Here is a 26,947-nt window from a genome sequence, read left to right as displayed (position 1 = left end):
ATATATTGTTTAAATAATTTGCTCAATCTAAAATAAGTCTTACCAGAGAGAGTAAGGAGTGGAGATTATGACAATGCGTGGAATGCCTGAACGACAGGGACTTTATGACCCGATGTACGAACATGACGCTTGTGGGATCGGCTTTATCGCCAACTTGAAAAACAAGGCGAATCACGAGATGGTGAAAAAAGGATTGGAAATTCTCTGTCACTTGGAGCATCGGGGTGGACAGGGAAGCGATCCGGAAACAGGCGACGGTGCCGGTATTTTGACAGGCATTCCGCACAGCTTCTTCAAAAAGTCATGTGAAGAGTTAGGCTTCAAGCTTCCTGCCCAAGGCAAGTACGGTGTGGGCATGCTGTTTCTCCCAATGGACGAGACTCTCCGCCAGACGTACGAAAAACAATTGGAAGAGATCATTATCAAAGAAGGTCAAAAGCTGCTCGGATGGAGAACGGTTCCAACCGATGCGACGAAAATCGGCAAAACAGCGAAGGCGAGTCAGCCGTTTGTCCGCCAAGTATTTATCGGCGCGAGCTCGCAGGTCAAAGAACAGCTCGCATTTGAAAGAAAATTGTATATGATCAGAAAACAAATGGAGCGGATCGCGAAAGAAGGCTTCTATGCAGCTTCCATGTCCAGCCGAACCATTGTTTATAAAGGCTTAGTGACTCCAGAGCAACTGGATCAGTTTTATACGGATTTGCAAGACGAAAGCTACGCGTCCCCATTTTCTGTCGTGCATTCCCGCTTTAGCACGAACACGTTTCCGACATGGGAGCGTGCTCATCCCAATCGTTATCTGATCCACAATGGTGAGATCAATACGCTGCAAGGAAACATCAACTGGATGCGTGCGCGTGAACAAATGTTCCAATCAGAAGCGTTTGGAGAAGATCTGAACAAAGTCGTGCCTGTTATCGATCTGGAAGGCAGTGACTCTGCGATCCTCGATAACTGTGTGGAATTCTTCTCCCTGGCCGGTCGGTCGCTGCCGCACGTGGCCATGATGCTGATCCCTGAGCCATGGGACCAAGACAAAAATATCGACGCTGCGAAAAAAGCGTTCTATGAATATCACAGCTGCTTGATGGAGCCATGGGACGGTCCAACAGCGATTTCCTTTACCGATGGAAAACAAATCGGGGCGATTCTGGACCGCAACGGTCTGCGTCCTGCTCGTTACTATATTACCTCTGATGATACTATTATTTTCTCATCGGAGGTAGGGGTTCTCGAAATTCCAGATGAAAAGATCGTGCAAAAAGGACGTCTGAGTCCAGGCAAAATGCTTCTCGTCGATCTGGAGGAAGGTAGAATTGTCTCCGATGAAGAGATCAAGCAGCAGATTGCCAGCGAGCAGCCTTATGAAGAATGGGTCAGCAAAAATCTGGTATCGCTTGCGAACCTGCCAAAAGCTGTTGCCCCAGCCAAGCTGACGAAAGAGGCATTACTGGCACGTCAAAAAGCTTTTGGATATACGCAGGAAGAGCTGTCCAAAGTTCTGACGCCGATGGTTGCCGAGAAAAAGGATCCGATCGGCTCGATGGGGATCGATACACCACTGGCTGTCCTGTCTGATCGCCCACAGCTGCTGTACAACTACTTCAAGCAATCTTTTGCACAGGTAACCAATCCACCAATCGATGCGCTTCGTGAGGCATGTGTCACTTCTACTTTATCCTATCTGGGTGCAGAGGGAAATCTGCTGGCACCAGATGAGAGCAACAGCCGGCGTATTCGCCTCAGTTCCCCGCTGTTGTCGAACGCAGAGCTGGCACAGCTGGTAAGCAATCCACACGCAGAGTTTCAAGCGAAGAGATTGCCGATTCTGTTCCCGGCCAATGGTGGCGCAGAAGAGCTGGAGAAAGCGCTTGATGAGTTGTTTGCTGCTGCCACGAAAGCGATGGCAGAGGGTAACACCTTGTTGGTTTTGTCTGACCGTGGGATGAACGAAGAGCAAGCAGCCATTCCCGCATTGCTGGCAGGAAGCGGACTTCATCATCACTTAGTAAGTCAAGGTACCCGGACACAAGTAAGCTTGATCATCGAGTCTGGAGAACCGCGGGACGTCCATCAATTTGCAATGCTGATCGGTTATGGTGTAGATGCGATCAATCCGTATGTGGCCATTGATTCTTTGGTTGAGCTGGTTGAAGCGCAAAAGGTCCCAGATGTTACCGCGGAAGAAGCGGTGGGGATCTACCTGCAAACGGCCATCGAGGGCGTCGTGAAGGTCATGTCCAAAATGGGGATTTCCACCGTCCAAAGCTACCGTGGCGCACAAATTTTCGAAGCAGTCGGTATTGACCAGACTGTCATCGATCGATACTTTACACGTACAGCCTCCAAAATCGGGGGAATCACGCTGGAGATTATTGCCAAGGAAGCGTTGATCCGTCATGCAAAAGCCTTCTTGCCTGAGCATGCTGAGGACACGCTGGAGGCAGGAAGCGATTTCCAATTCCGTCGTGACGGCGAGTTTCACCTCTTCAATCCAAAGACCGTGCACGCTCTGCAAAAGGCTGTTCGGGAAGGCAGCTATGAGCAATACAAACTGTATTCAGAACTGGCAAATGAACAGCAATTTGCGTTCCTGCGCCATTTGTTAGATTTTAAATCGGACAGAAAGCCTGTGCTTTTAAACGAAGTAGAGTCTGTAGATTCCATCGTTCACCGCTTTAAAACAGGGGCGATGTCCTACGGTTCCCTCAGCAAGGAAGCACATGAGTCACTGGCGATTGCAATGAACCGTCTGGGTGCAAAAAGCAACAGTGGGGAAGGTGGAGAGGATCCACAGCGCTATCTTACGGACGAAAATGGCGACCTGCGCCGCAGTGCAATCAAACAGGTAGCTTCCGGTCGATTCGGCGTATCGAGCCACTATCTGGTCAATGCCAGCGAGATTCAAATTAAAATGGCACAAGGGGCAAAACCAGGTGAAGGCGGCCAGCTCCCAGGGAACAAGGTTTATCCGTGGATTGCGGAAGTACGGAAATCTACACCGGGCGTCGGGCTGATTTCTCCACCGCCGCATCACGATATCTACTCCATTGAAGATTTGGCACAGTTGATTTTCGACTTGAAAAATGCGAATCCAAAAGCACGAATCAGCGTAAAGCTCGTTTCCAAAGCAGGGGTAGGAACGATTGCCGCAGGTGTTGCCAAAGGTCTGGCAGATGTGATCGTCATCAGCGGACACGATGGCGGGACGGGTGCATCGCCGAAAAGCAGCATCAAGCATGCGGGATTGCCGTGGGAGCTCGGACTTGCCGAAACCCATCAAACACTGCTCTTAAACCAGCTTCGTGATCGTGTCGTAGTAGAGACAGATGGCAAAATGATGACAGGTCGTGACGTTGTCATCGCGGCATTGCTCGGCGCGGAGGAGTTTGGGTTTGCGACTGCACCACTCGTTTCCATCGGTTGCGTCATGGCGCGGGTGTGCCATTTGGATACGTGTCCGGTAGGGGTTGCTACCCAAAATCCGGATCTGCGCAAAAAATTCAAGGGAGATCCCCAGCATGCGGTAAACTTCATGCGCTTTGTAGCTCGTGAAGTACGTGAAATCATGGCTCAGCTGGGTTTCCGCTCTTTCGAGGACATGATTGGCCGCAGCAATCTCTTGACGATGAACGACAAGGCAAAAGAACACTGGAAAGCAAAACACATCGATTTGTCTCTGCTTCTGTTCCAGCCAGAGGTACAGGGCGATACAGGCAGATTCTATCAGCGTGCACAAGATCACAAGCTGGATGCCACTCTGGACCGCAAGCATCTGCTCGATCTGACCAAACCTGCCCTGACCAAGCAGCGTCAAGTGGAAGTCAAGCTGCCGATCAACAACACGAATCGTGTGGTGGGAACCATTCTGGGCAGTGAAGTGACGAGACGCTATGGCGAGCATGGTTTGCCTGAGGATACCATTCTGCTGAATTTCCAAGGGTCTGCTGGTCAAAGCTTTGGTGCATTTGTACCGCGCGGCATCACGATGAAGCTCGAAGGCGATGCAAATGACTATGTAGGCAAAGGATTGTCCGGCGGGAAAATTGCCGTGTACCCTTCTGCAAAAGTGACTTTTGCTCCCGAAAAGAACATCATCATTGGAAACGTGGCCTTCTACGGTGCGACATCCGGTGAAGCCTATATCGGCGGTATGGCAGGAGAGCGCTTCTGCGTACGCAATAGCGGCATGACAGCTGTAGTCGAAGGAGTCGGCGATCATGGCTTGGAATACATGACAGGCGGACGCGTCGTCGTGCTGGGCCAGGTCGGGAAAAACTTTGCAGCCGGGATGTCAGGTGGTACGGCATATGTTCTGGTAGAAAACAAAGAGGAGTTCGCCGCTTCCTGCAATCAGGAAATGGTACTGCTGGAACAGCTTCAGGAGGAACGCGAACGGAAGGAAGTAAAACAGCTTCTGGAAAAGCATGTCGCGTATACCGGAAGCAAGCATGCCCAAAAATTGCTCGACCAATGGGAGCAGACAGTCACGAAGTTCGTCAAAGTCATTCCAAAAGACTACAAGCAAATCATTCTCACGCTGGAAGAATTGCTTCAGTCCGGAATGAAGCGCAGCGAAGCCATTTTGGCAGCCTTTGAGATGAGTCAAAAGAAAAACTCCGAAAAAGCCCCAAAGCGTAAAGCGGAAGAACAAGTCGCGGCTACTGTCGGGAAGTAGCATTCCGAAGCATCAAAAACCGATCCTTCACTGCAGTCAGGTGGAGGATCGGTTTTTCTTTGTTTGCTTCCCGGGCAGTTTAGGCATTCCTTTCTTGGGGAACGATCTGCTATCATTTTCTTATCATAGAAAGAAAAAGGGATGGATGAGAGAGATGGCTGTTAACTTCTGTATGTCATGTGGACACCCGATGGAGACCCGCGAAATAGATGGGGTCGATCGTCGCGTCTGCACAGCTTGTGGCCATGTACACTGGGGAAACTACAGTATTGGGGTCGGAGCCCTCGTGTTCAAGGACGAGAAAATGCTCCTCGTACGCAGAGCGCAGGAACCGGGAAAAGGAAAGTGGACGAATCCGGGTGGGTATATTGAACAGCTGGAGCCGATTGAACAAACAATCGTGCGCGAGGTTTTGGAAGAGACAGGCATCCAGGCGGAAGTGAAAAGCATAGTTGCGGTCCGCGACCAGCCACGCAGCGTTCATAATGTATACATCGCATTCGAAATGAATTATGTAGAAGGCGAACCTCGACCAGATGAAGTGGAAGTCGACCAGGCAGGCTTCTTTTCTCTCGAGGAAATGAAGGAGATGGAGCTGGCCAGCTTCACCAGATGGCTGCTCGATGTAGCGCTGCACGTAGACAAAAACGGACTTACGATTGATCAAAAAGCGACAGCGGTTGGAAATGGGGATGTCTATTTCCGACTCTAGCAAAATCCGAATCCGTTCATAAAAGGGAGGGATACGTATGCAATCGACTATTTATGAGCTGGTCGTACAACCGGACGTCATCCAAGCGGGACATGTGAACAACGTGAAATACCTGGAATTTTTGGAGCAGGCACGCATCCCGTGGTATGAAGCCTTTTCCAATCTGGGATTCAGCTCTTATATGGCGAATCTGAACGCTTCCTATAAAAAAGAGAGCTTTCTCGGTGATCAGCTCCGTGTTCAAACCAGTGTTCACCACGTCGGAAACACGAGCTTCGTGCTGAAGCAGACCATCACGAATCAGCGTGAGGAAGCCGTGCTGGAGGCAGAAGCGACTTTTGTAGCCGTTGATAAGAATACGAAAGAAAAAATTCGCGTTCCAGATGTCATGCGTGTAGCTGTCGAACCCTTGTGGAAATAAGGGTTCTTTTTTTTACGTTCATGATGAAGCAGAAGGCCGGAAGTGTGGAAAATGATGGATTCTTTCCTGTTACCTTTGACTGGAGTGAATTACAGATCGATTCTCTAATTTTGTAACAAGAAATTGTATCAACGGCCCTCGGGGATAACTCGGGGGTATTTTTTTGTTAAACGAAAAGGAATTCCCTCTTAAAAACAAACCCGTGAGTTAAGGCCCGCAGCACTGACTCACGGGTTTGTGCTGTAGGAAAGGCTTGGAATACGATTTAAACTCGCTTGTCCTTGATGATTCCCGCGAAGCTCCCATTTAGGACCACTTTATCTAGCTGGTTCTTACAAGTAAACGTTGCCTCTATTTCAATTCGAGTGTCCGAAACTTCGTTGTATGTTTCGATCTGAACGTCACATTGAATCGAATCACCGGTGAAAACAGGCCTTAGAAAATGAAACGTCATATGGCTCGCTAAGACGTTAAAATCGCCGCCAATTTTGGTTGGCAGAGTTGCTGTTAATAATCCTTGAACAGTCAGCCTTCCCCGTTCATCTGGAATGACGTGATGCACTCCGGAATCACCAGAAAGCTGTGTAAATGCCTGCACCTCTTCAACCGTAAATACTTTTTCCCAGGAGATAATGTCGCCGACCTTCATTATGTAGCACCTCGCATACATTTTCGTGGAATCTCGCTAAACCTCAGGCTTTGGGAAAGCTTCATTTCCATTTAACCATTCGAGTAACATCGTCCATCTCCTTGTTTTTTGACAACAAATGGATTCCACCTACTAGCGTGCAAGTGTTGTCGTAAAATATTAACGTTGACGTAAACGTTACTTACGTGATAATTTAATTCCATAAATCAGGAGTACTAGAGGGGAGATGTCATGAGCTTTTATAAAATTGAAGAAGTCGCAAAAGAGTGCGGCTTGACGAAGCGCACCATCCGTTACTATGAGGAAATCGGCTTGCTGTTTCCGCCGGAGAGAAGTGACGGAGGCTATCGCATGTATACAGATCGGCATATTGAGCAGCTAAAGAAGATCATCAGCGCACGGGATGTGCTGGGCTTTTCACTGCCGGAGCTTGTAGAGTTTATCCAGATGAGCGATAGTGTCAACAGTCAGCGTGTGGAAGCCAAGCAAACAGAGGATATTCAGAAGAAGCTGGAAAAAGTAGCCGAGCTGGAGGAAACGCTGGAGAAACAGCTTCGCATGATTGATCTAAAGCTGGAGAAGATCAAGCTGTTCCGGTTAGAACTGGTAGATTTGCAGGAGCGCGTAGAAATCGCCAAAACAAAATACACAGCCATGATGGCAAATCAGGAGTGAAGATAAAGATGTCACGTTCAGGAAATGCTGCAGCCAAGGCAAACAGTGCGGATACGTACGAGGCTGGACTTCTGCAGCAGCCCCGATCCGTCTGGGCGGTATTTTTTGCGGGTATTATTGCCTTCATGGGCATTGGGCTGGTTGACCCGATTCTGCCGGCTATTGCGGAAAAGATGCATGCAACCCCGAGTGAAGTCAGTATGCTTTTTACCAGCTATAATGCCGTCATGGCGATAGCTATGCTGTTCACAGGGATGATTGCTTCCCGGATCGGTGTGAAAAAGACGCTGCTTACTGGGATTGTCATCATCGCGCTGTTTTCTTTTCTCGGGGGTATATCCAATCATATTTGGGTACTGGGTGGATTGCGTGGAGGATGGGGTCTTGGGAATGCGCTTTTCGTAGCCACCGCATTGACGGCGATTGTCTCTTTGTCCCGATCAGGTGTGACAAAGGCGATCATCCTGTATGAAGCAGCAATCGGACTTGGTATTTCTGTCGGTCCACTGCTGGGAGGAGAGCTGGGAGCGATCTCGTGGAGAGGTCCATTTTTTGGAGTAGCTTCGTTGATGGTGATTGCTTTTATCGCCCTTATTTTCCTCATGCCGGCTGAGGCTGCGACAACCAATGCTCCGAAAAAGAAGACCTCGTTGAGCGATCCATTCCGCGCGATGAAGCATCGTTCCCTCGTCGTGCTTGGGTTGACGGCTTGCTTGTACAACATCGGGTTTTTCACTCTCATGGCGTACGCTCCTTTCGTGATGGGACTGGATGAGCATGGGCTGGGTTACGTCTTTTTAGGATGGGGAGTCTTGCTTGCCGTGACGTCGGTCTTCATGGCGCCCATCCTGCAGCGAAAGTTTGGGACAGTCAAATCCATGTCCGTCATGCTCGGCCTTTTTGGCTTAACCCTTCTCGCCATGGGAATATGGACGAATACACAAGCTGTCGTGATTGTGTCAGTCATTTTCTCCGGCGCTTTGCTGGGGAATAACAATACGCTGATTACGACCGCTGTGATGAATGCAGCACCAGTCGAGCGTTCGACTGCTTCGGCTGCGTATAGCTTCTTGCGTTTTATCGGCGGTGCGATTGCGCCTGTGATGGCCGGTAAGCTGGCAGAGTGGTTCAACCCCCATGTTCCGTTTATTGTAGGGGCGTGCTTTGTCCTCTTGTCCGTGGTTTTTGTATTCCTGAATCGCCGCCACGTCATGCACGTAGATCACGTTGGTTCGGGTCATTAAGATGAAAAGGCTGGAGAACTCCACGAATGAACGTGGGGTTCTTTTTTCGTAGCTACATGGCAGAAAGGAGAATTGACATGCAGCTATTTGGTTGCATATAATCGAGACATGGACAAGGTATTCAAAGCGTTAGCGGATGCGACAAGAAGGCAGCTTCTGGACTTGCTCTATCAGAATAACGGGCAAACACTTAGTGAGCTGTGCGATCATCTCGATATGACTCGGCAATCGGTCACGAAACATCTCGTCATTTTGGAGGAGGCCCATCTTGTCGTAGTGGAATGGCAAGGCAGGCACAAACGGCATTACTTGAATGCCGCTCCCATCGCAGAAATCTACGACCGTTGGATTGGGAAATACGAGCGGCAGCGAATCGATGCTTTGCTGGAACTGAAAAGAAAGCTGGAGGAGGACACACATGGATAATTCGACCTTCGTTTATGTGACCTACATCGCGACGACACCGGAGAAACTCTGGGAAGCTTTGACGAATAGTGACTTTACGGAGAAGTATTTCTTTGGAAGCAAAATTCAGTCTGACTGGAAGGTCGGTTCTGAAATCACCTATTCACGAGATGGAAAAGTCTCTGATTATGGAAAGATCCTAACGTGTGAGCCGCATCGGGTGTTATCGTTTACCTGGACGTATACAGCAGACACAGCTGTTCGGGAAGAGCCGACAATAGTGACCTTTGAGCTGAAACAGATGGACTCTGCGGTCAAGCTGACATTGAAGCATGAGAAGCTCGTATCCGTAGACATCGTAGACCGAGATGACACATTTGAGGGACTGAACAACGGATGGCCAGCCATTCTCAGCAACCTGAAAAGCTTGCTGGAAACAGGCAAAACCTTGGCGCCGATTAGCCTGTGAGCCATGATATCTGCCGAATAACCGCCCTAGAAGCGGTTATTTTTTATGCCTGCGAAAGGGGGCAAACCCCCTGATTTGAGGGAGTCAGTCTGCCTGAAAACAGGTAATTTCTCCGCTTATGAAATAAGAATAAAATGAAAATATCGATAGGGAGACAGGGATGTTCGGTAGGGCGCTTTCAAATTTCGTTGTGAGGGGGAAGGCTGGATGACAACGCAACACAACACAAAACCTAATCCGCTGCCTGCGTTTGATGCTGTCATTGTCGGAGCGGGGTTTTCCGGGCTGTACATGCTGCATAAGCTGCGCGAAGCTGGATTGTCCGCTTGTGTCTATGAGGCAGGAGATGGCGTAGGCGGGGTCTGGTATTGGAATCGCTACCCGGGTGCGAGATGTGACTCTGAGAGCGTCTACTATAATTATACGTTTTCCGAAGAGCTGTATCAGGAATGGACCTGGTCTTCCCGTTATCCGGGACAACCGGAAATTTTGCGTTACCTGAACTTCGTTGCGGATAAATTCGACCTGCGCAGAGATATTCAATTCCGTACCAGAGTCACTTCCGCGCACTACGATGACGATGAGCGCAAGTGGAGAATCCAAACGAATGATGGGGCAACCGTCATGGCTACCTATTTTATTTCGGCTGTGGGCTGCTTATCGGCAACGAACGTTCCCAAAATGAAAGGACTCGAAACCTTTGAGGGCCAATGGTTCCACACCGGAAATTGGCCGCATGAGAAAGTAGATTTCCATGGAAAGCGTGTAGGGGTGATCGGTACTGGCTCCAGCGGAATTCAGTCGATACCTGTGATTGCGGAAGAAGCCTTGCACCTGACCGTTTTTCAAAGAACAGCGCAATATAGCTCGCCTGCACAGAATCATGAATTGGAAGAAGCGTACGTGCAACATGCCAAAAACCGTTTTCATGAGATGAAACAGTCGATGCGAGAATCGACGGCGGGTTTCCCTTACAAACGCAGCCGAGTTTCGGCATTGGAAGTATCGGAGGAGAAGCGGCAGCAGGTCTATGAGTCCGCTTGGGCCCAAGGGGGGCTGATTCTCACCAGTACCTTTAACGATTTGCTTGTGAACGAAGAAGCGAATGAGACACTATCTGCGTTTATTCGCTCCAAGATCAGGGCGGTCGTTCACGATGAAAAGACTGCAGAAATGCTGATGCCGAATTATTTTTTTGCGACCAAACGTCCGATTCTGGACACGCGCTATTTTGAAACCTACAACCGGGAGAATGTCACACTGGTAAACGTAAAAGCAGACCCGATCGTTGAAATCACGCCTAAGGGAGTTCGCACGGAAAAAGGCGAATACGAGCTGGATATTCTGGTGTTCGCCACCGGCTACGACGCAATGACAGGACCCTTGATGAAAATGGACATCGTTGGAAAAAACGGCGAGAAGCTGAAAGACAAGTGGGCGGAAGGGGCAAACGTGAAAACGTATCTGGGAATCGCCAACGCAGGCTTTCCTAACATGTTCATGATCACCGGACCGGAAAGCCCGTCTGTTTTGAGCAATATGCCCGTATCCATCGAACAGCACGTGGAGTGGATCGCGGATTGCATTCAATATATTCGTGAACAAGGCTATGAGAGCATCGAGGCCGTGAAGGAAGCAGAAGAAGCATGGAGCAAGCACTGCTGGGAGGTTGCCAGCGCAACTCTGTTTACCAAAGCCGAATCCTGGTATACGGGCGCGAATATTAAAGATAAGCCGGTTGGGTTCCCCATCTACCTCGGCGGTGTGGGAAACTACCGCCAGATATGTACAGGTATCGCGGAGAGGGGGTACGAAGGCTTTACGTTTCAACGCGTTCCAGAAAGCGGGCAAGTGAACTCGCTCTAATACGCTTCGTTCAAAGTAGGAAAAAACAGCTCGATCCTTTGGGATGCGAGCTGTTTTTTTTGTACAGTAAGAATTGATAAGATTCTTATCCAGTATAAGCGCAACATAGCGAGACTTCGAACGAAGTGAGATAGCAAGACTTGTGCCCTTTGGGTATTAAGGCGGAGACCTGTACCCTTTGGGTGCAAAAGGCTTGGCGCAGCCAAGTTTTCTAATCTCTATTTGATTCCCAAGCTCCGTTTCTTACGTACGAGCGTAGAGATGTTTACGCCTAAACGGTCTGCACATTCCTGCATGGTCTTCGTCTCTTGCAAAATGCGGTGAATGTATTCCCGTTCAAAATGATCGACAGCCTCCTTCAATGACAGAGAAGGATCCATGGTGGACAGCTCGGCAGGAATCGCTGCATGCTGCACTTTGCGTATGGAGGCAGGGAGCTGCTCCAGTGAGATTTTTCCTTGCTCGCTCAGGTGGTAGGAGCGTTCTACGACGTTTTTCAGCTCGCGAATATTTCCTGGCCAGTCGTATTCCAGCAGAGCTTCCAGCGCATCTGACTCCACCCGCATGTCTTGCTGGTATTTCTTCTCCAGCAGCTTCAAAAAGTAAAAAATTAGGGCAGGTATATCCTCACGCCGCTCGCGTAATGGGGGTATGGTAATAGAAAGGACGTTCAGCCTGTAAAAAAGATCCTGGCGAAATCGCTTTTGCTCGACCATGGTTTCCAGATCGCTGTTGGTGGCAGCGATGATTCGCATATTGACCTCGCGGGATGTTTTTCCCCCCAAACGCCGGATCTTCCCATCCTGCAGGACGTTAAGCAGCTTGACTTGCAGCGGATAAGGCAGATCGCCTACTTCATCGAGAAAGATGGTGCCGCTGTGCGCCAATTCAAAGAGACCTTCTTTTGCATGACTCGCACCGGTAAACGCCCCTTTTTCATACCCGAACAACTCAGATTCCAGCAGATGATCCGGGATCGCACCACAGTTGATCTTGATGAATTCCCCTGTTCTTCCGCTTTTCGTGTGGATGTAGTTTGCCAGCACATCTTTTCCCACCCCTGATTCCCCGAGCAAGAGGATGGGAGAATCGTTCGTGGCAAAACGATCCGCGAGTGACACGATTCGCAGCATGAGATTGCTGCGGTAGATGAGCTGTCCGTCGTAGTCGATGTCGTTGCGGATTTGTTCCAAAGCTTGCTGAAAGGCAGTGTTGATCTGACGTGTCTCTTCCAGCTCCTGCTGCAGCTGGTTAAGCTCCGTAATGTCGCGAACGTTTCCGACAACGTACAGCAGCTCCTGATTTTCATCCAGCAGCGGGGTGGCTGTATTGATCGCTTTTCGGCCATTTGCGTAATCGATGACGACGCTGTGCATTTGCTTCGTCTTCATCGCCCGCACAGCGGAGGAATCTGGTACCATATGTAAATCTTTTTGCTCGAAATAGCTGTATTGGTTTAACACCTCTGCCGGTATGCCCGTGATTTGCAAATACGCTTCATTATAGAGAAGGACATAGCCATCCCTGTCGCAGATTGCAAGGCCATCATGCGAGCTTTGCAGAACGGTTGTCATCAGTTTGACGAGCTCCTCGGTATCGCTGGACTGAAAAAACTTTGTACGAAACATGGTTGCCCCCTTGGACCCAGTCTGTCTTTCGTGGGAATAGTCAGAATTGAGCATTCATGAGCAAAAATGCATATGCAAAAATGATCATCGATGCGTCGATAATGGTCGAAAATGCCGTTTTTTCGATTGGCACGTTATTTGCTCTACAGTAGCGTAACGAAGCGAATCAGAAAGAGAGGGATGTTGGAATGTCTACATTATATCAGGTATTGACTCCAGAAGGGGAGCTCGCCACAAACCTCGATGGCCAACTGGATCAAGCTACGATGGTGAAAATGTTTGAAAATATGCTGCTTGTCCGAATGTTTGACCGTAAATCAATTATCTTGCAGCGTCAAGGACGGATGGGTACTTATGCACCTTTTGAAGGACAGGAAGCTTCTCAGGTAGGCAGTGCCATGGCGCTAAGCCCTGGAGACTGGCTGTTCCCAACGTATCGCGATCATGCGGCGAGCATCGTCCATGGTCAGTCGATGGCTCGTGTTTTCCTTTATTGGATGGGACATATGGATGGCAGTATCAGCCCTAGTCATTTGAACATCATGCCGCAATGTGTGCCGATCGCAACCCAAATGATCCATGCCGTGGGTACAGCGTGGGCGAGCAAGCTGAAAGGGGAAAAGAAGGTCAGCCTGGCCTATTTTGGAGACGGAGCGACCTCCGAAGGGGATTTCCATGAGGCACTCAACTTCGCTGGGGTATTTAAAACGCCGACGATCTTCTTGTGCCAAAACAATGGCTATGCCATCAGCGTTCCTTTCTCGCAGCAGTCCGCGTCGAAAACGATTGCCCAACGTGCAGCCGCGTATGACATTCCTGGCGTTCGCGTGGATGGAAACGACGTGTTTGCGGTCTTTATGACGATGAAGCAGGCGATCGAGCGTGCCCAAGCCGGGGAAGGACCGACATTGATTGAGGCCGTGACATACCGTTATGGGGCACACACGACTGCAGACGATCCGAAAAAATACCGCGACCAGGAAAACGTATCGGAAGAATGGAGACGTGAACGCGATCCCATCCAGCGTCTGCGCGTCTATTTGGAAAAGCAAGGACTGTGGACAGAAGCGTGGGAAAACGAGCGCCTCGCAAGCTTTGGGGAGAAGATCGATGCTGCACTGGCTGAAGCGGAGAACTGCCCGAAATCGCGTCCAGAGGATATGTTCAAGCACGTCTATGCGGAACCTACCTGGATGGCGGCTGAACAAGAAAAAGAACTCGCACAGCCTGTAAAAAAGGAAGGGATCCCAGCATGAAGCGAAAACTGACCATGATACAGGCGATCACAGAAGCGATGGACCAAAAGATGGCAGAAGATTCTCGCACCATGCTGCTCGGCGAGGACATCGGCGTGAACGGTGGGGTGTTTCGAGCGACTGAAAATCTGCTTCAAAAATATGGGCCGAATCGAGTCGTGGATACACCGCTAGCTGAATCGGGCATTATCGGTGCGGCAATCGGGCTTGCCATGAACGGAATGATTCCCGTAGTCGAAATCCAGTTCCTCGCCTTTATCTATCCCGGCTTCGAGCAGATCGTCTCCCATGCAGCACGGATGCGCTATCGGACGCGCGGTCATTACAACGTACCTATGGTGGTTCGTACACCGTACGGAGCCGGCATTCGCGGGCCTGAGCTGCATGCAGAGAGCGTGGAATCGTTTTTCGCGCACGTACCTGGCTTGAAGGTCGTAGTCCCGAGTAATCCGTACGACGCCAAAGGCTTGCTCATTGCAGCGATGGAAGACCCGGATCCCGTTATTTTTCTGGAGCCGACAAAGCTTTACCGCGCCTTTAAGGAAGAAGTACCAGAGGAAATGTACCGGGAGCCAATCGGCAAGGCAAAGGTGGTCCGTGAAGGAAATGACCTGTCTATCTTTGCCTGGGGAGCGATGCTTCGCGTAGCCGATGACGCAGCCAGGCAGATCGAGCGGGAGCAGGGAATCAGCTGCGAAGTGGTAGATCTGCGCACGATTTACCCACTGGATCGGGATACGATCGTCTCCTCCGTGAAGAAGACGGGGCGTGCGATGGTCGTCCATGAAGCGCATAAGACTATGGGTGTAGGTGCCGAAATCATTTCCGTCATTAACGATGAAGCACTGATTTACTTGAAGGCCCCTGTGAAGCGGGTAACCGGTTTTGATGTACCTGTTCCGCAATTTAGCATCGAGGATGATTACATGCCAACGCCAAGTCGTGTCATGAACGGTATTTTGGAAACGGTTACGTACTAGAAAGAAGGAGCGAGGGCAATGGTAGAGTTTAAGCTACCCGATGTGGGGGAAGGCATGCATGAAGGCGAAATCCTGAAGATTCTGGTCCGCCCTGGCGATACCGTGTCACAGGATCAGCCTGTAATCGAAGTACAGACGGATAAAGTAAACGCAGAGCTGTCAGCACCCGTGAGCGGAGTCATACAAGAAATCAAGGTAGCAGAGGGAGAGACCGTAGAGGTAGGCTCGACGCTTTTGGTGATCCGAACCGGTGAAGCGGCAGCGAGCGTTCCAGCTGCTTCAGCTCAAGAGTCTTCCATCCAAAAGGCGGCTGAGAAGCGCCCGGCAGTCCCGCAAACGAGTCAAACGAATCAGAATCGACGTTCATTGGCTACCCCGTATGTGCGTCAGTTGGCTCGCGAAATGAAAATAGACATCGAGCGAGTCATCGGCACAGGACCGATCGGACGAGTAACGGAAGAAGATCTGCGTCAATTCCAACAGGGAAGCGGCAAGCCCAGCACACCAGATATTTCGCTGGTCCCGGCCAAAACAGAACCAAAGTCAGCCAATGTGCGACAGGCGGAAGAGCAAATAGCGGCTACTGCTTTTGCTATGCCTGAAACCTCTTCGCAGATGCGAGTGGAACGCTTGCCGCTGAAAGGGATTCGTAAAAAAATTGCGGAGCATATGGTGAAATCCGTGACGATCATCCCGCATGTCACCTCCGTGGATGAAATCGAAATGGATCAGCTGCGCGAATTGCGCGAGCGTTTGCTGCCTCATGCAAGCAAGCGCGAAATCAAGCTGACGTTCCTGCCGTTTTTCGTTAAAGCGCTCGTGATCGCTTTAAAGGAATTCCCGACGTTTAATGCTTCCATCGATGATGCGACGAATGAAGTGCTTTTGAAGCATTTTTACCATATCGGAATCGCTACGGATACACCAGACGGGCTGATCGTACCGGTGATCAAGGATGCGGATCGTAAATCCATCCTCCAGATCGCACGCGAAATCAGCGAGCTTGCTCAGCGGGCACGAGACGGCAAGCTTTCGCTGGATCAGATTACGGGCGGTACCTTTACAATCAGCAACGTCGGTCCGATCGGCGGCTTGCAAGCGACTCCGATCATCAATCACCCGGAAGTCGCGATCTTGGCTTTGCACAAAATGGAGAAGCGCTGGGTTGTTCGCGAAGATGAGGGCGTGATTCGCTGGATGATGAATCTGTCCCTGTCCTTTGATCATCGCCTAATCGATGGAGTTACGGCAGTCCGGTTTACGAACCGCATCAAAGAGCTGCTGGAGGATCCGAATTTGTTGTTCGTGGAGATGGTATAGATGGTAGTTGGAGAGGTTGCAGTCGAGACAGATGTTGTGGTAATCGGTGGAGGACCTGGCGGATATGCTGCTGCCATTCGCCTGGGGCAGCTGGGAAAATCAGTGGTCCTGGTTGAAAAGGATCAACTCGGTGGAGTGTGCCTGCATCGAGGGTGTATTCCTTCCAAGGCGCTCATTCACAGTGCAGGGGAATATCACAAGCTGGCGAGTTTAGAGAAGCTGGGTATTCAGCTGCCAAAAGGGGATGTCGCATTTCAGATGTCCACCTGGCAGACGTGGAAAGAATCGGTGGTACATCAGCTGAAAAATGGTGTCGACCAGCTTTGCCAGGCAAATGGCGTCACTGTAGTCAAAGGCGCGGCAACGTTTTTGTCCAATGACCGGATCGGGGTCGAGACCGGCGGCGATTTCGAGACGTACAAATTTCGCCAAGCGATTATCGCAACAGGCTCCAGACCTTTCACGCCGCCATTCGTGAAACCGGATGGGGTACATATATTGGACTCCACGGATGCTTTGAATCTGCAGGAAGTTCCTCAGTCACTGGGGATTATTGGCGGCGGGTATATCGGGATGGAGCTCGGGATGGCTTTTGCCAAGCTGGGCGCAAAAGTCACCATTGTGGAAGCAGCAGACAAGGTTTTGCCACAGACGGCTGCCAGTCTCACCCAAGAGGTATGGAAGCAAGCAAAAAAGCTGGGGATGACAATCCGCACTGGGACGAAGGTAGAGTCTGTTTCTGTCGAGCAAGCTCACGTTTCCCTTGATATTTTGACCCATCTGAACACACGAGAGCAGGTATCCGTGGAAAAAGTCCTCGTTACGATTGGGCGTGTGCCGAATACAGGGGAGATCGGGCTGTCACAAGCAGGCGTACAGACAGATGAGCGAGGGTACATCCATGTGGATAGCACAGGGCGTACGAACGTGGCACATATTTATGCGATCGGGGATGTGACGCCAGGTCCAGCTTTGGCCCATCGAGCATCCAAGCAAGGTGTCGTAGCGGCCGAGGTCATTGCCGGATTGCCAAGCAGCTTTGACACCCCGTATGTCCCTTATGTGATTTTTACGGAGCCGCAAATCGCGGGAGTGGGATTGACAAAGGAAGAGGCGGAGCAGCAAGGCTATCGCGTGAAAACGGCTGCCTTTCCCTACCGAGCGAACGGGCGTGCTTTGGCGACGGATGAAAAAGAAGGGTTTGCAGAAGTCATCGTGGATGAACAGAGCCATCTGCTGCTCGGGCTGCACCTCGTAGGCGCGGATGCTTCCAATCTGATTGGAGAAGGCGTGCTCGCTTTAGAGCTTGCTGCACGAGTAGAGGATTTGGCCCTCACGATTCATCCCCACCCGACACTGAGTGAGGTATGGTTGGAAGCGGCAGAAGCGGTACTCGGTCATGCCATTCATATTGTGAATAAAGCAAAAGTCTTGCAGTAGGCAAGCCATCGAGTAAATAAGAGGAGTCTGTACGTATGATTGCGTGCAGCTCTTTTTTATTTTGGGAATAGGTTTTTTATTCATCAAGGATTAAGACAGTATAGAAGGGCTTCAAAGGAAGAGAGCTAGAATTGTACCTTTACTGTCAATGCACCGCACAAGGCTTGGGGCAGCCAAGTTGTCGAATGGCGATCAAGCAAGTTTTTTTGGGGGCGTGCGGATAGATCGGCTATAATAGTCTAAACACGCATACAGGGACGCGCGCGAAGGGGGATGAAAATGGCGGAGCAGACAGAAAAGGAACGGAAGATGCTTTTACAGGAAGTTGAGGGGCTTCTGTCTTTTATCTCCTTGCCTATTTTGGTAGTTGAGAAGAGTGGACAAGTCATACACGTCAACCCAACAGCTGAGCACATTTGGCGCCGTTCACAGGTCGTTCTGCTGAATCAGAGGCTGACGGATCTCGTAGAATCGACGAAGCTGCTGGACTTTGTACGGAGAGGCAAGCCCCTTCGAGATTTTCCGGTAGAAATCAAGGACGCTGCCGGCAAGCACTTTCCATATCTATGCCGCTTGCACCCGTTATTCGTCAATCGTCAGGTCGAAGGGGCCATCCTTCAGTTCACGGAGCAAGTCATCGAGACCGAATTCGAAAAAAACCGAAAATATGCCACGCGCTATTCATTCGAGGATATTCGGGGAAACAGTCCAGCTATGATCGCCTTGCTGGAGCAGGCACGAAAAATAGCGAAAAGCGATTCGACCGTATTAATCCGGGGGGAGAGCGGGACGGGAAAAGAAGTGTTGGCGCAGTCGATTCATCATGCCAGCAACCGAAGCAACGGCCCGTTTGTCGCGATCAACTGTGCGGCCATCCCGGAATCCCTATTGGAAAGTGAACTGTTTGGTTATGAGGATGGCGCTTTTACCGGAGCCAAAAAAGGGGGAAAGCCAGGGAGATTTGAACTGGCTTTGAACGGGACCTTGTTTCTGGATGAAATCGGAGATATGCCACCCTTTCTCCAAGCGAAGCTGCTGCGCGTCTTGCAAGAGCGGCGGATTGAGCGCATTGGTGGGTCAGAGAGCATTCCGGTAGACACGAGGCTGATCGCGGCTACTCATAAAGATCTAGAGTCGATGATTGTCAGCGGACAATTTCGTGAGGACCTGTTCTATCGTCTGCATGTCATCCCGCTCTATGTCCCCGCTCTGCGGAATCGTAAAGAAGATTTGTACGATCTGATCCAGTTTTACATGAAATGGTTTGGAGATCGGCTAGGCAAGGAGCCCAAGCGCTTTACCACAGCGGCCATGAAATGCTTACTGGAATATCAATGGCCAGGGAATATCCGTGAGCTGGAAAATACATTGGAGTACATTGTGAACTTGGAGATCGGGGATTTGGTGACAATCAGCAGCTTGCCTGCGTCCATTCGAGGCGATCGGGTATCGGAAGAAGAGCAAACCGTGGCTGCATCCGTTGCTCCAGCTCCGTCCTTTGCGGATTCTTCTTTGGAAAAGACGGAAGAGCAGCTGATTATTCAAGCGATCCAACGATTTGGCAAAACAACAGAAGGAAAACGAAAAGCGGCCGAGCATCTCGGGATCAGTGTCGCGACGTTGTACAGACGTTTAAGCAAGATCAAGCGAAAGCACTTGGTGTAGCACGCAGAAGGGAGGGTGGACATGAGTCAAATTCTAACGGAAAAGGACGTCGATTCTTTGGCCTGCGGTGCCTTGTTTCTCGGTTCTGGCGGCGGTGGGGATCCCTCTATTATCCAAATGATGGCCAAGCAGGAGATACGGGATCGGGGACCCGTTCGACTTCTCTCGCCCTTTGAGCTTCAGGATGAGGATTGGGGGGTTACCCTGTCGATGATGGGCTCCCAAACGGTCGGGTATGAGAAGTTCCTGTCCGGTCAAGAATTTACGACGGCTTTGCGGATTCTGGAAAACGAGAAGCAGATTACAGCCAAGGTGATTGTGCCTTTTGAAATCGGGGGAATCAATGCGATTACGCCCATTTTGGCAGCATCCTTAACGAATCTTCCACTCGTCGATTGTGATGGGATGGGAAGAGCCTTTCCAGAATTGCAAATGACGACGTTTCATGCTTTTGGCATACAGGCGAGCCCCTTTATTCTTTGCGCCGACAACGGTCAGTGCGTGCGGATTCATCATGAATCCACCTTGGAAGTGGAGAAAATGGCGCGCAATGCTTTACCTGGCATGGGCGGATCGGTAGCAGCAGCTTCCTTTCCGATGCAAGCCAAAGCGCTGCAAGAAGCGGTCATTCCACACACATTCTTATTGTGCAAAAGGCTGGGGGAAGGTATTTTGGCCGCTGGAGCGGATGTACACCGTGTATTTCTCCATCTCTCGCGCGTTTTACAAAACTCCATATACGGTAAGCCCTTCAAGCTGATCGAAGGAAAAATTGTGGACGTCCAGCGCTATTTGAAGGACGGGATGCTACGCGGGGAAACCATCGTGGAAGGAACGGGCTATCATCACAGCGAGCAAATTGAGGTTCAGTTTTTCAACGAATACTTGCTGGCAAAGCAGGGCGAGCGAGTCATCACAACCGTACCCGATATTCTTTGTATCCTGGATGCGGACACAGGACTCCCCGTAATGATTGATGAGCTGGAGCTCCAAATGAAGGTATGGGTGGTAGCGATCCCTTGTCCCATACTCGTTCGCCATCCGAAAATGCTCGATGTCGTTGGCCCTTGGAATTTTGGCCTGATGGACCATTATGTACCGGTCGAACAACTAATCTCAGATGAGGGGAATGGCATACATCGTGCTGCGGCTTGGGATTGATATCAATAGCAAAACAACGACGGGCATTGTCATGAACCGTGATGGATCGATCCTGCATGTGGCGAAGTCCCCTACCCAAAAAGACTTTTTAACCGGGCTTTCCGAAGTTATAAAAGACATCACGGCGCCTGGCAAGAGCTGCACGAGTATAGGTGAAGTGATTATTGGAACCGATTACTTTGCCAATCTAGTAGAAAAAGGGGAGCGACTCTCTAAAGTCTGCTCGATCCGCATAGGGCATGCGAAAAACACCATCCCGCCACTGTACGGAGCATCCGATTCGATTCAAAAAGCGATCGAAGTCACTCCTTTTCAGTTATACGGGGGACACGAGATGGACGGCAGTTCCTCCGTGCAACCGGCAAGGCACGATCTGGAAACCTTTCTGGAAACGATTCGTGAGGAGGGCATCGATTCATTTGCGATCACAGGCGCCTTTTCACTTGTGAACCCTGCGCATGAAAATATCGTCGAGCAATGGATTCGCGAGATCGTGGGGGATGATTGTACTGTCACCAAATCGCATATGCTCGGCAGTATCGGTTTTTTGGAGCGGGAAAACTCCAGTATTTTCAATGCAGCTTTATCGAAGACGATCCTGCGTTCCGTCGAAGGGCTCCAGGACCTGATGCATCAAAACGGGCTCCACGCGAAGATCTACTTTACACAGAACGATGGTTCGCTCTTAGGCTATGAGTCTGCCTTGCAATATCCGATTCGTACCTGTGGGTCACGGATTTCCAACAGCTTTCGTGGAGCTTCGCTGCTCACAGGTTTAAACGATTGTGTAATTGTCGATATTTGCCAATCTAAAGTGAGTATCGGGGCATTGGAACGCGGATTTCCAAAAGAAAAGCGCCGTAACATGAAAATGGCCGGTGTTCCCGTCAGTCTGCAAATGTCAGATGTTACGACTCTCCCCGTCAATGAGGATCGTACTTACGACGACGACACGCTGGATGCGATCTATCACGCGATTCAAAGGTTTCAGCCTCGCTTCGAGCCCCTCCCTATCGTTTTTGTGGGGGATGGGAGCGATCGCATTTTCCCTTCGTTCAAGTATCCATGGTCAGATGTACTGCATCCAACCGAGTATGAACATGTTAGTGCGATTGGTGCCTGTATCGCGCAGGTGAGCGGAGCCGTCGATCGTATTTATTGGGTGGATGAAGAAGAGCGGGATAAAACGATTCAAATCGCGAAACAGGAGGCCATTGACGCTGCCATCGCAGAAGGAGCGTCCCCCAAGACGGTATTCGTACAAAGAGTAGAAATCAACCCTATTGCCTATATGCCAACGAAAGCAATACGTATCAAGGTGAAAGCCATAGGGACTTTGGATTTTCAGCATCTGCGGTAATCCAAAGGAATCGTTTCACCTGTCAGCATGAGAATCCGATTGCAGAGGGGAGTGCCAAATGGAGGATCAGTGGAGAATATCCGAGTATGACCCCAGATGGAAGAGTCTGTTTCGTGGCGTTGCTACTAGATTAAGAGAGTCGTTGGGAGATTCGGCTGTTCGAATCGACCATGTCGGCTCCACCTCTGTCGCTGGTTTGGCAGCAAAGCCTATTATCGATATCCAAATATCGGTAAGAAACGTTGATGACATCTCGACCTATCAGCAGAAGATTGAAAACGTGGGGTTCGTGTTACGAGAAGAAAATCCGGACAGGACGAAGAGGTATTTTCGGGAGATACCAGGAAATCGCAGGACGCATATTCATGTAAGAGAGGCCGGTAGTTATTCCGAACAAGTCACCTTGCTTTTCAGGGACTTCTTGCGTGCTCACCCTGCGGATTGCTTGCGGTACGCCCAAGAAAAGCATCGATTAATGGAGCTATACAGAGCGGAACGTCCGAAATATGTGGAAGGAAAGGGTCCGATCGTTTGGGATATTCTGCAGAAAGCCCATATTTGGTCCCAAGAAATAGGATGGCGACCCAGTACATCTGATGGGTAGAAAAAAGCATCAAGTATAAAAGCCGATTTGCAGTGGGCATGGCGTCCTTGCAAATTCGGCTTCTTTTTTATAAGGGAGAGTTCTCAGGTTGAGAAAAAGTATAATTGTGCGAAAAGTAGAGAAAAATTGAGAAAACATCACAAAAGTCTTCAGTAACAATCGTTTTCTGTGAATTTAGATTGTTTTGTGAGCTGAGAAATTTCTCAACTGCAACCGAAAAGGCAAGGAATATCTAGCTTTTAACGTTGGCATGGCATTTGCAACAAAGAATATTCAAACTGTTCGGAGGTGAACATTCAGTCTTTTCTGTTACATCCAGAAAAACAAAGAAGGTAAAGGAGGGGCGATATCATGGCAGGTCATTCAAACATGGCTGACGATTTCTCGCTGAGCAGGGTGCCGAAAGAGGCACGCGTACCGATGTGGGAAATTCTCGTCATTCGAATTGGTGCTTTTACTTCTCTCAGTCAGTTCATTCTTGGAGCGTTTCTCGGGTATGGCATGTCCTTTTGGGACGCTGCATTAGCTAGCTTTCTCGGTGCCATTATCCTGGAAGTAGTCATCCTCCTCATCGGGATTGCCGGTGCGCGCGAGGGACTTTCCACCAGTATGCTCAGCAGGTGGACGGGGTTTGGCAAATACGGGTCCAGTATTATCGGATTCGTCATCGCGGTTTCTACCATCGGCTGGTTCGGTGTGCAGAACTCCGTATTTGCAAACGGGATCAATGACGCTGTCGGTGGGGCATTAGGATTTCCTCTCGCTGCGACTCTGACAGGATTGTTTGTCACCGTGATCGTTATTTTTGGTTTCAAGTGGCTGGGAGTAACGGCCAAGATCGCCGTTCCGGGGTTTCTATTGACTGTCGCATACGGAATCTACCATGTGTTTGAAAGCCACTCGCTGCCTGAGCTCATGTCTTCTGCAGCACCTGGTCCAGCTCTTTCTTTGGGAGCAGCGGCGACGATGGTAGCCGGAAGCTTCATGGTTGGGGCGGTGCTGACACCAGACATGACCCGCTATTGCCGAAGCAGCAAAGACGTGCTTTGGTCGACTTTGATCTCTGTTGTCATCGGAGAAATTATCATCAATCTGATCGCAGTACTAATGGCTCACGCTGTCAAAACGAGTGATGTGGTGACGATTGCTTTGCAGACGTCTGGCTGGATCGGAGCTGCAACCGTCATTTTTGCTACCGTAAAAATCAACGATATTAATCTGTACTCGGCTTCGCTAGGCTTCACCAACATCATCCATGCCCTGTTCGGTAAGAACGTGAATCGCGGACTTATCACGCTAATTGTCGGAATTGCGGGAACGATTTTATCTGTTCTCGGTATCTTGGATCAATTCGTTAATTTTCTTATTTTTCTAGGGGTGTGGATCCCACCTATCGCCGGAATCATGGTAGTTGATTATTTCATCTTAAAACGAAGCAGAAAAGTGTTGGATGAAAGCCGAGAGCGCGGGGAGCTGCCAGCCGTAAGTGAAACGTGGAATCCGGTTTCGCTCGTCGCTTGGGCTCTAGGCTTTGGGGTCGGCTACATGGTTCAATGGGGGATTCCTTCGATCAACTCCTTGGTGGTCGCCGGTATTGTTTACTACGCCGGTATGAAGGTATTCGGGGCATCTCTGGATCAAAAATGGAATGTGAAAATGGACAAAGCAGGGTGAATCTGAAATCAAAGGAGAGGTACATGTGAGACAGATAGGTAAACAAGAAATAGAAGACATCGCAATTGGCGCGGCCGTACTCGGAACCGGAGGCGGAGGCGATCCGTACATCGGCAAATTGATGGCTCTGCAGGCAGTCGAAGAATACGGACCCATTACCTTGCTGTCAGTAGAGGAAGTTCCAGACGATGCGCTTGTCGTCGCATCAGGTGGAATGGGCGCACCTACCGTCCTGATCGAGAAGATCCCAAGCGGGCATGAAGTCGCGCAAACTTTTCAATCCCTGGAGAAGTACATGGGAAAAGAAGTTTTTGCTACGTATCCGATCGAGGCGGGCGGTATCAACTCGATGCTGCCTCTGGCTCTGGCGGCACAGCTGCGATTGCCGGTTGTGGATGTAGACGGAATGGGCCGTGCTTTCCCAGAGCTGCAAATGACCACTTTTTACCTCGATGGGATCTCCGCTACGCCAATGGTTCTGGCGGATGAAAAGGGAAACGTGACAATCATGGACACCATTGATAATTCCTGGACAGAGAGAATTGCGCGCAGTGTAACGGTGCAAAAAGGTGGATCTGCCACTTGCGCGATTTATCCAATGCTGGGCAAAAACCTGAAGGAAAGCGGCATTCACAGCATTTTGCAGCTGGAAGAAGAGATTGGCCGCGCTATCCGTTTGGCGAAGGAAACAAACGTGGATCCGGTCAAAGAAGTGCTGAAGCTGACCAGCGGCTTTGAATTGTTCCGCGGTAAAGTGGTGGATGTAGATCGCAAAACAGAAGGCGGCTGGGCACGTGGAGTCGCCAAAATCGAGGGATTGCAGGCCTATAAAGGTGAAAATCTCGAAATCCGCTTCCAGAACGAACATCTCCTGGCCCGTACAAAGGATCGTTTGCTTTGCGTCACTCCTGACTTGATTGCCGTCCTGGATGCGGAAACCGGACTTCCCATCACCACGGAAGGATTGCGCTACGGTGCACGTTGTGTCGTCATCGGCATGCCTTGCCATCCAAAATGGCGGACAGAAAAAGGGATTGAAACGGTGGGACCACGTTACTTCTGTTATGATGCCGACTACATCCCGGTAGAGCAGCTGGCAGAGAAAGGAAGTGTTGCGAAATGAATTACCGCATCGGAATTGACGTAGGTGGTACGCATACGGACGCTGTTTTGTTGGACAGTGAATACAAAGTGCTGGCGAAGACCAAATCCTCTACAACGCAGGATGTCAGCAGCGGGATCTATGCAGCCATGAGAGAAGTAATCGAGCAAGCAGGTGTTCCTCGCGAGCAGATTACGTACGCGATGCTCGGAACCACGCATTGCACCAATGCGATTGTAGAAAGAAAACGATTAAATGAAATCGCCTATATCCGGATTGGAGCACCTGCATCCCTGGCGATCAAGCCATTGGTTGGCGTACCGGATGACTTAAAAGCCCTGCTGGGCAAGCGCGTCTACATCGTACGTGGCGGTCACGAGTTCGATGGTCGCGAAATCGTGAAGCTGGATGAAGAAGAGCTCTACCGAATCGCAAATGAAATCAAAGGAAATGTAGATTCGGTAGCGGTAGCGGCTGTCTTTTCTCCTGTCGCCAAAGATCACGAGCTGAGAGCTGGGGAAATCCTGCGAGAAGTTTTAGGCGATGAAGTCCCCATTTCCCTGTCGTACGAAATCGGCAGCGTAGGTCTGCTGGAGCGCGAAAACGCAACGATCTTGAATGCGTCTATCGTGACGGTAGCAAAAACGACCGCCTATGGTTTCATAGACGCACTGAAGGCAGAAGGCGTCAACGCAAGAGTCTTCTTCGGACAAAACGACGGGACGCTGATGAGCATCGAGTACGCCATCAAGTACCCGATCCTCACGATTGGCTGCGGACCTACGAACAGTATCCGCGGCGCATCCTATCTGTCCGGATTGGCAAATGCTCTCGTGGTGGACGTAGGCGGAACAACGACAGACATTGGCGTCCTCGTCAATTCCTTCCCGCGCGAATCCTCACTGGCCGTGGAAATCGGTGGGGCACGCACGAACTTCCGCATGCCTGACCTGATCTCCATCGGTTTGGGTGGAGGTACGATTGTGCGAATCAAAGACGATGGGCAGTTTACGGTCGGGCCTGACAGCGTCGGCTATCAGCTGCCACAGAAAGGTCTTGCTTTTGGCGGGGATACGCTGACTACGACGGATGTTGTGATCGCGCTCGGAAAAGTGGATCTGGGTGATCCGCAAAAAGTGGCCCACCTGGATAAAGGGCTTCTCGAGAAGATCTACAGCCGGATCGTCGAGATGGCTGAGGAAGCGATCGACAAGATGAAGACCAGTGCAGAGCCCGTTCCAGTCATTCTGGTAGGTGGCGGAAGCATTCTGTTCCCCGATACCTTAAAAGGAGCATCACAGCTTATCCGCCCAGAGAACTTTGGTGTCGCCAATGCCATTGGTGCCGCGATTGCGCAAATCAGTGGACAGATTGATCGGGTCTTTTCTCTGGATGAAACGGGCCGCGAGCAAACGCTGGAAACGGCGAAACGGATGGCGATCGATGAAGCCATCGCAGCTGGAGCTGAACCGGAAACCGTTGAAATCGTTGAGTTTGAAGACATTCCCTTGTCCTATCTGGGCAATGCCACCCGTATTCGCGTAAAAGCGGCTGGGACGCTTGCAGCACCGGTAGAGGTCTAAACATTTCGTGAAGGTTCCATTTTGTTGAAATCGGCAGCTCCAAAATAATAGA

General features: G+C 50.3%; 21 protein-coding genes. 19 read left to right on the top strand and 2 right to left on the bottom strand.

Features of this window, described 5'->3' with window-relative positions:
• Nucleotides 1-67: 67 nt before the first annotated feature.
• From gltB to EDM59_RS06180, 3 genes are all read left to right on the top strand, one after another.
• Nucleotides 68-4,681: a glutamate synthase large subunit gene (gltB, locus tag EDM59_RS06190; protein ID WP_122922793.1), complete on the top strand. Its 4,614-nt coding sequence runs from the start codon at nucleotides 68-70 to the stop codon at nucleotides 4,679-4,681.
• A gap of 145 nt (nucleotides 4,682-4,826) precedes the next feature.
• On the top strand, nucleotides 4,827-5,393 hold the full coding sequence (locus EDM59_RS06185; protein WP_342769192.1) for an NUDIX domain-containing protein: 567 nt from the start codon (nucleotides 4,827-4,829) through the stop codon (nucleotides 5,391-5,393).
• A 37-nt stretch (nucleotides 5,394-5,430) separates the two neighbouring features.
• Nucleotides 5,431-5,814, top strand: coding sequence for an acyl-CoA thioesterase (locus EDM59_RS06180; RefSeq protein WP_122922792.1), 384 nt, complete (start codon nucleotides 5,431-5,433; stop codon nucleotides 5,812-5,814).
• A gap of 265 nt (nucleotides 5,815-6,079) precedes the next feature.
• Here EDM59_RS06180 and EDM59_RS06175 read toward each other — a convergent pair whose 3' ends face one another.
• On the bottom strand, nucleotides 6,080-6,463 hold the full coding sequence (locus tag EDM59_RS06175) for a hotdog family protein (RefSeq protein WP_122922791.1): 384 nt from the start codon (nucleotides 6,461-6,463) through the stop codon (nucleotides 6,080-6,082).
• Between the two features lie 231 nt (nucleotides 6,464-6,694).
• On the opposite strand from EDM59_RS06175, the gene EDM59_RS06170 reads away from it, so the two are divergent.
• From EDM59_RS06170 to EDM59_RS06150, 5 genes are all read left to right on the top strand, one after another.
• On the top strand, nucleotides 6,695-7,138 hold the full coding sequence (locus EDM59_RS06170; RefSeq protein ID WP_122922790.1) for a helix-turn-helix domain-containing protein: 444 nt from the start codon (nucleotides 6,695-6,697) through the stop codon (nucleotides 7,136-7,138).
• Nucleotides 7,139-7,146: 8 nt separating this feature from the next.
• Nucleotides 7,147-8,382 carry an MFS transporter gene (locus EDM59_RS06165; protein ID WP_122922789.1) on the top strand — a complete coding sequence of 412 codons (1,236 nt, stop codon included), beginning with the start codon at nucleotides 7,147-7,149 and terminating at the stop codon, nucleotides 8,380-8,382.
• A gap of 108 nt (nucleotides 8,383-8,490) precedes the next feature.
• Nucleotides 8,491-8,808 carry an ArsR/SmtB family transcription factor gene (locus tag EDM59_RS06160; protein WP_122923399.1) on the top strand — a complete coding sequence of 106 codons (318 nt, stop codon included), beginning with the start codon at nucleotides 8,491-8,493 and terminating at the stop codon, nucleotides 8,806-8,808.
• Nucleotides 8,801-9,256, top strand: coding sequence for an SRPBCC family protein (locus EDM59_RS06155; RefSeq protein WP_122922788.1), 456 nt, complete (start codon nucleotides 8,801-8,803; stop codon nucleotides 9,254-9,256). Before EDM59_RS06160 ends, EDM59_RS06155 begins: the two co-directional genes overlap by 8 nt.
• Nucleotides 9,257-9,463: 207 nt before the next feature.
• Nucleotides 9,464-11,122: a flavin-containing monooxygenase gene (locus EDM59_RS06150; protein ID WP_122922787.1), complete on the top strand. Its 1,659-nt coding sequence runs from the start codon at nucleotides 9,464-9,466 to the stop codon at nucleotides 11,120-11,122.
• A 218-nt stretch (nucleotides 11,123-11,340) separates the two neighbouring features.
• On the opposite strand, the gene EDM59_RS06145 is transcribed toward EDM59_RS06150, so the two are convergent.
• On the bottom strand, nucleotides 11,341-12,750 hold the full coding sequence (locus EDM59_RS06145) for a sigma-54 interaction domain-containing protein (protein WP_122922786.1): 1,410 nt from the start codon (nucleotides 12,748-12,750) through the stop codon (nucleotides 11,341-11,343).
• Between the two features lie 188 nt (nucleotides 12,751-12,938).
• On the opposite strand from EDM59_RS06145, the gene pdhA reads away from it, so the two are divergent.
• From pdhA to EDM59_RS06090, 11 genes are all read left to right on the top strand, one after another.
• Entirely contained in the window at nucleotides 12,939-14,006 is a 1,068-nt protein-coding gene (gene pdhA, locus EDM59_RS06140; protein WP_122922785.1) for a pyruvate dehydrogenase (acetyl-transferring) E1 component subunit alpha, read from the top strand.
• Nucleotides 14,003-14,986 carry an alpha-ketoacid dehydrogenase subunit beta gene (locus tag EDM59_RS06135; RefSeq protein ID WP_122922784.1) on the top strand — a complete coding sequence of 328 codons (984 nt, stop codon included), beginning with the start codon at nucleotides 14,003-14,005 and terminating at the stop codon, nucleotides 14,984-14,986. The genes pdhA and EDM59_RS06135 overlap by 4 nt, the downstream gene beginning before the upstream one ends.
• 18 nt (nucleotides 14,987-15,004) lie before the next feature.
• Nucleotides 15,005-16,306, top strand: a complete 1,302-nt coding sequence (locus EDM59_RS06130; protein WP_122922783.1) for a dihydrolipoamide acetyltransferase family protein — start codon at nucleotides 15,005-15,007, stop codon at nucleotides 16,304-16,306.
• Nucleotides 16,307-17,746, top strand: a complete 1,440-nt coding sequence (lpdA, locus tag EDM59_RS06125) for a dihydrolipoyl dehydrogenase (protein ID WP_122922782.1) — start codon at nucleotides 16,307-16,309, stop codon at nucleotides 17,744-17,746.
• 279 nt (nucleotides 17,747-18,025) lie between these two features.
• Nucleotides 18,026-19,411, top strand: a complete 1,386-nt coding sequence (locus tag EDM59_RS06120) for a sigma-54 interaction domain-containing protein (RefSeq protein WP_122922781.1) — start codon at nucleotides 18,026-18,028, stop codon at nucleotides 19,409-19,411.
• Between the two features lie 21 nt (nucleotides 19,412-19,432).
• Nucleotides 19,433-20,572 carry an S-methyl thiohydantoin desulfurase family protein gene (locus EDM59_RS06115; RefSeq protein ID WP_122922780.1) on the top strand — a complete coding sequence of 380 codons (1,140 nt, stop codon included), beginning with the start codon at nucleotides 19,433-19,435 and terminating at the stop codon, nucleotides 20,570-20,572.
• Nucleotides 20,541-21,932, top strand: a complete 1,392-nt coding sequence (locus EDM59_RS06110; RefSeq protein WP_183192825.1) for a hydantoinase/oxoprolinase N-terminal domain-containing protein — start codon at nucleotides 20,541-20,543, stop codon at nucleotides 21,930-21,932. Before EDM59_RS06115 ends, EDM59_RS06110 begins: the two co-directional genes overlap by 32 nt.
• A 58-nt stretch (nucleotides 21,933-21,990) precedes the next feature.
• Nucleotides 21,991-22,536, top strand: coding sequence for a GrpB family protein (locus EDM59_RS06105; RefSeq protein WP_122922778.1), 546 nt, complete (start codon nucleotides 21,991-21,993; stop codon nucleotides 22,534-22,536).
• A gap of 351 nt (nucleotides 22,537-22,887) precedes the next feature.
• The gene (locus EDM59_RS06100) at nucleotides 22,888-24,210 is read left to right on the top strand and encodes a purine-cytosine permease family protein (RefSeq protein WP_122922777.1); all 1,323 of its coding nucleotides are present in this window, start codon (nucleotides 22,888-22,890) and stop codon (nucleotides 24,208-24,210) included.
• A gap of 25 nt (nucleotides 24,211-24,235) precedes the next feature.
• Nucleotides 24,236-25,333 carry an S-methyl thiohydantoin desulfurase family protein gene (locus EDM59_RS06095; RefSeq protein ID WP_122922776.1) on the top strand — a complete coding sequence of 366 codons (1,098 nt, stop codon included), beginning with the start codon at nucleotides 24,236-24,238 and terminating at the stop codon, nucleotides 25,331-25,333.
• The gene (locus tag EDM59_RS06090) at nucleotides 25,330-26,895 is read left to right on the top strand and encodes a hydantoinase/oxoprolinase N-terminal domain-containing protein (RefSeq protein ID WP_122922775.1); all 1,566 of its coding nucleotides are present in this window, start codon (nucleotides 25,330-25,332) and stop codon (nucleotides 26,893-26,895) included. Before EDM59_RS06095 ends, EDM59_RS06090 begins: the two co-directional genes overlap by 4 nt.
• Nucleotides 26,896-26,947: the final 52 nt, after the last annotated feature.

It is taken from the genome of Brevibacillus nitrificans (assembly GCF_003710965.1).
Taxonomy (GTDB): domain Bacteria; phylum Bacillota; class Bacilli; order Brevibacillales; family Brevibacillaceae; genus Brevibacillus; species Brevibacillus centrosporus.
This window is presented reverse-complemented; position numbering and strand designations above follow the sequence as displayed.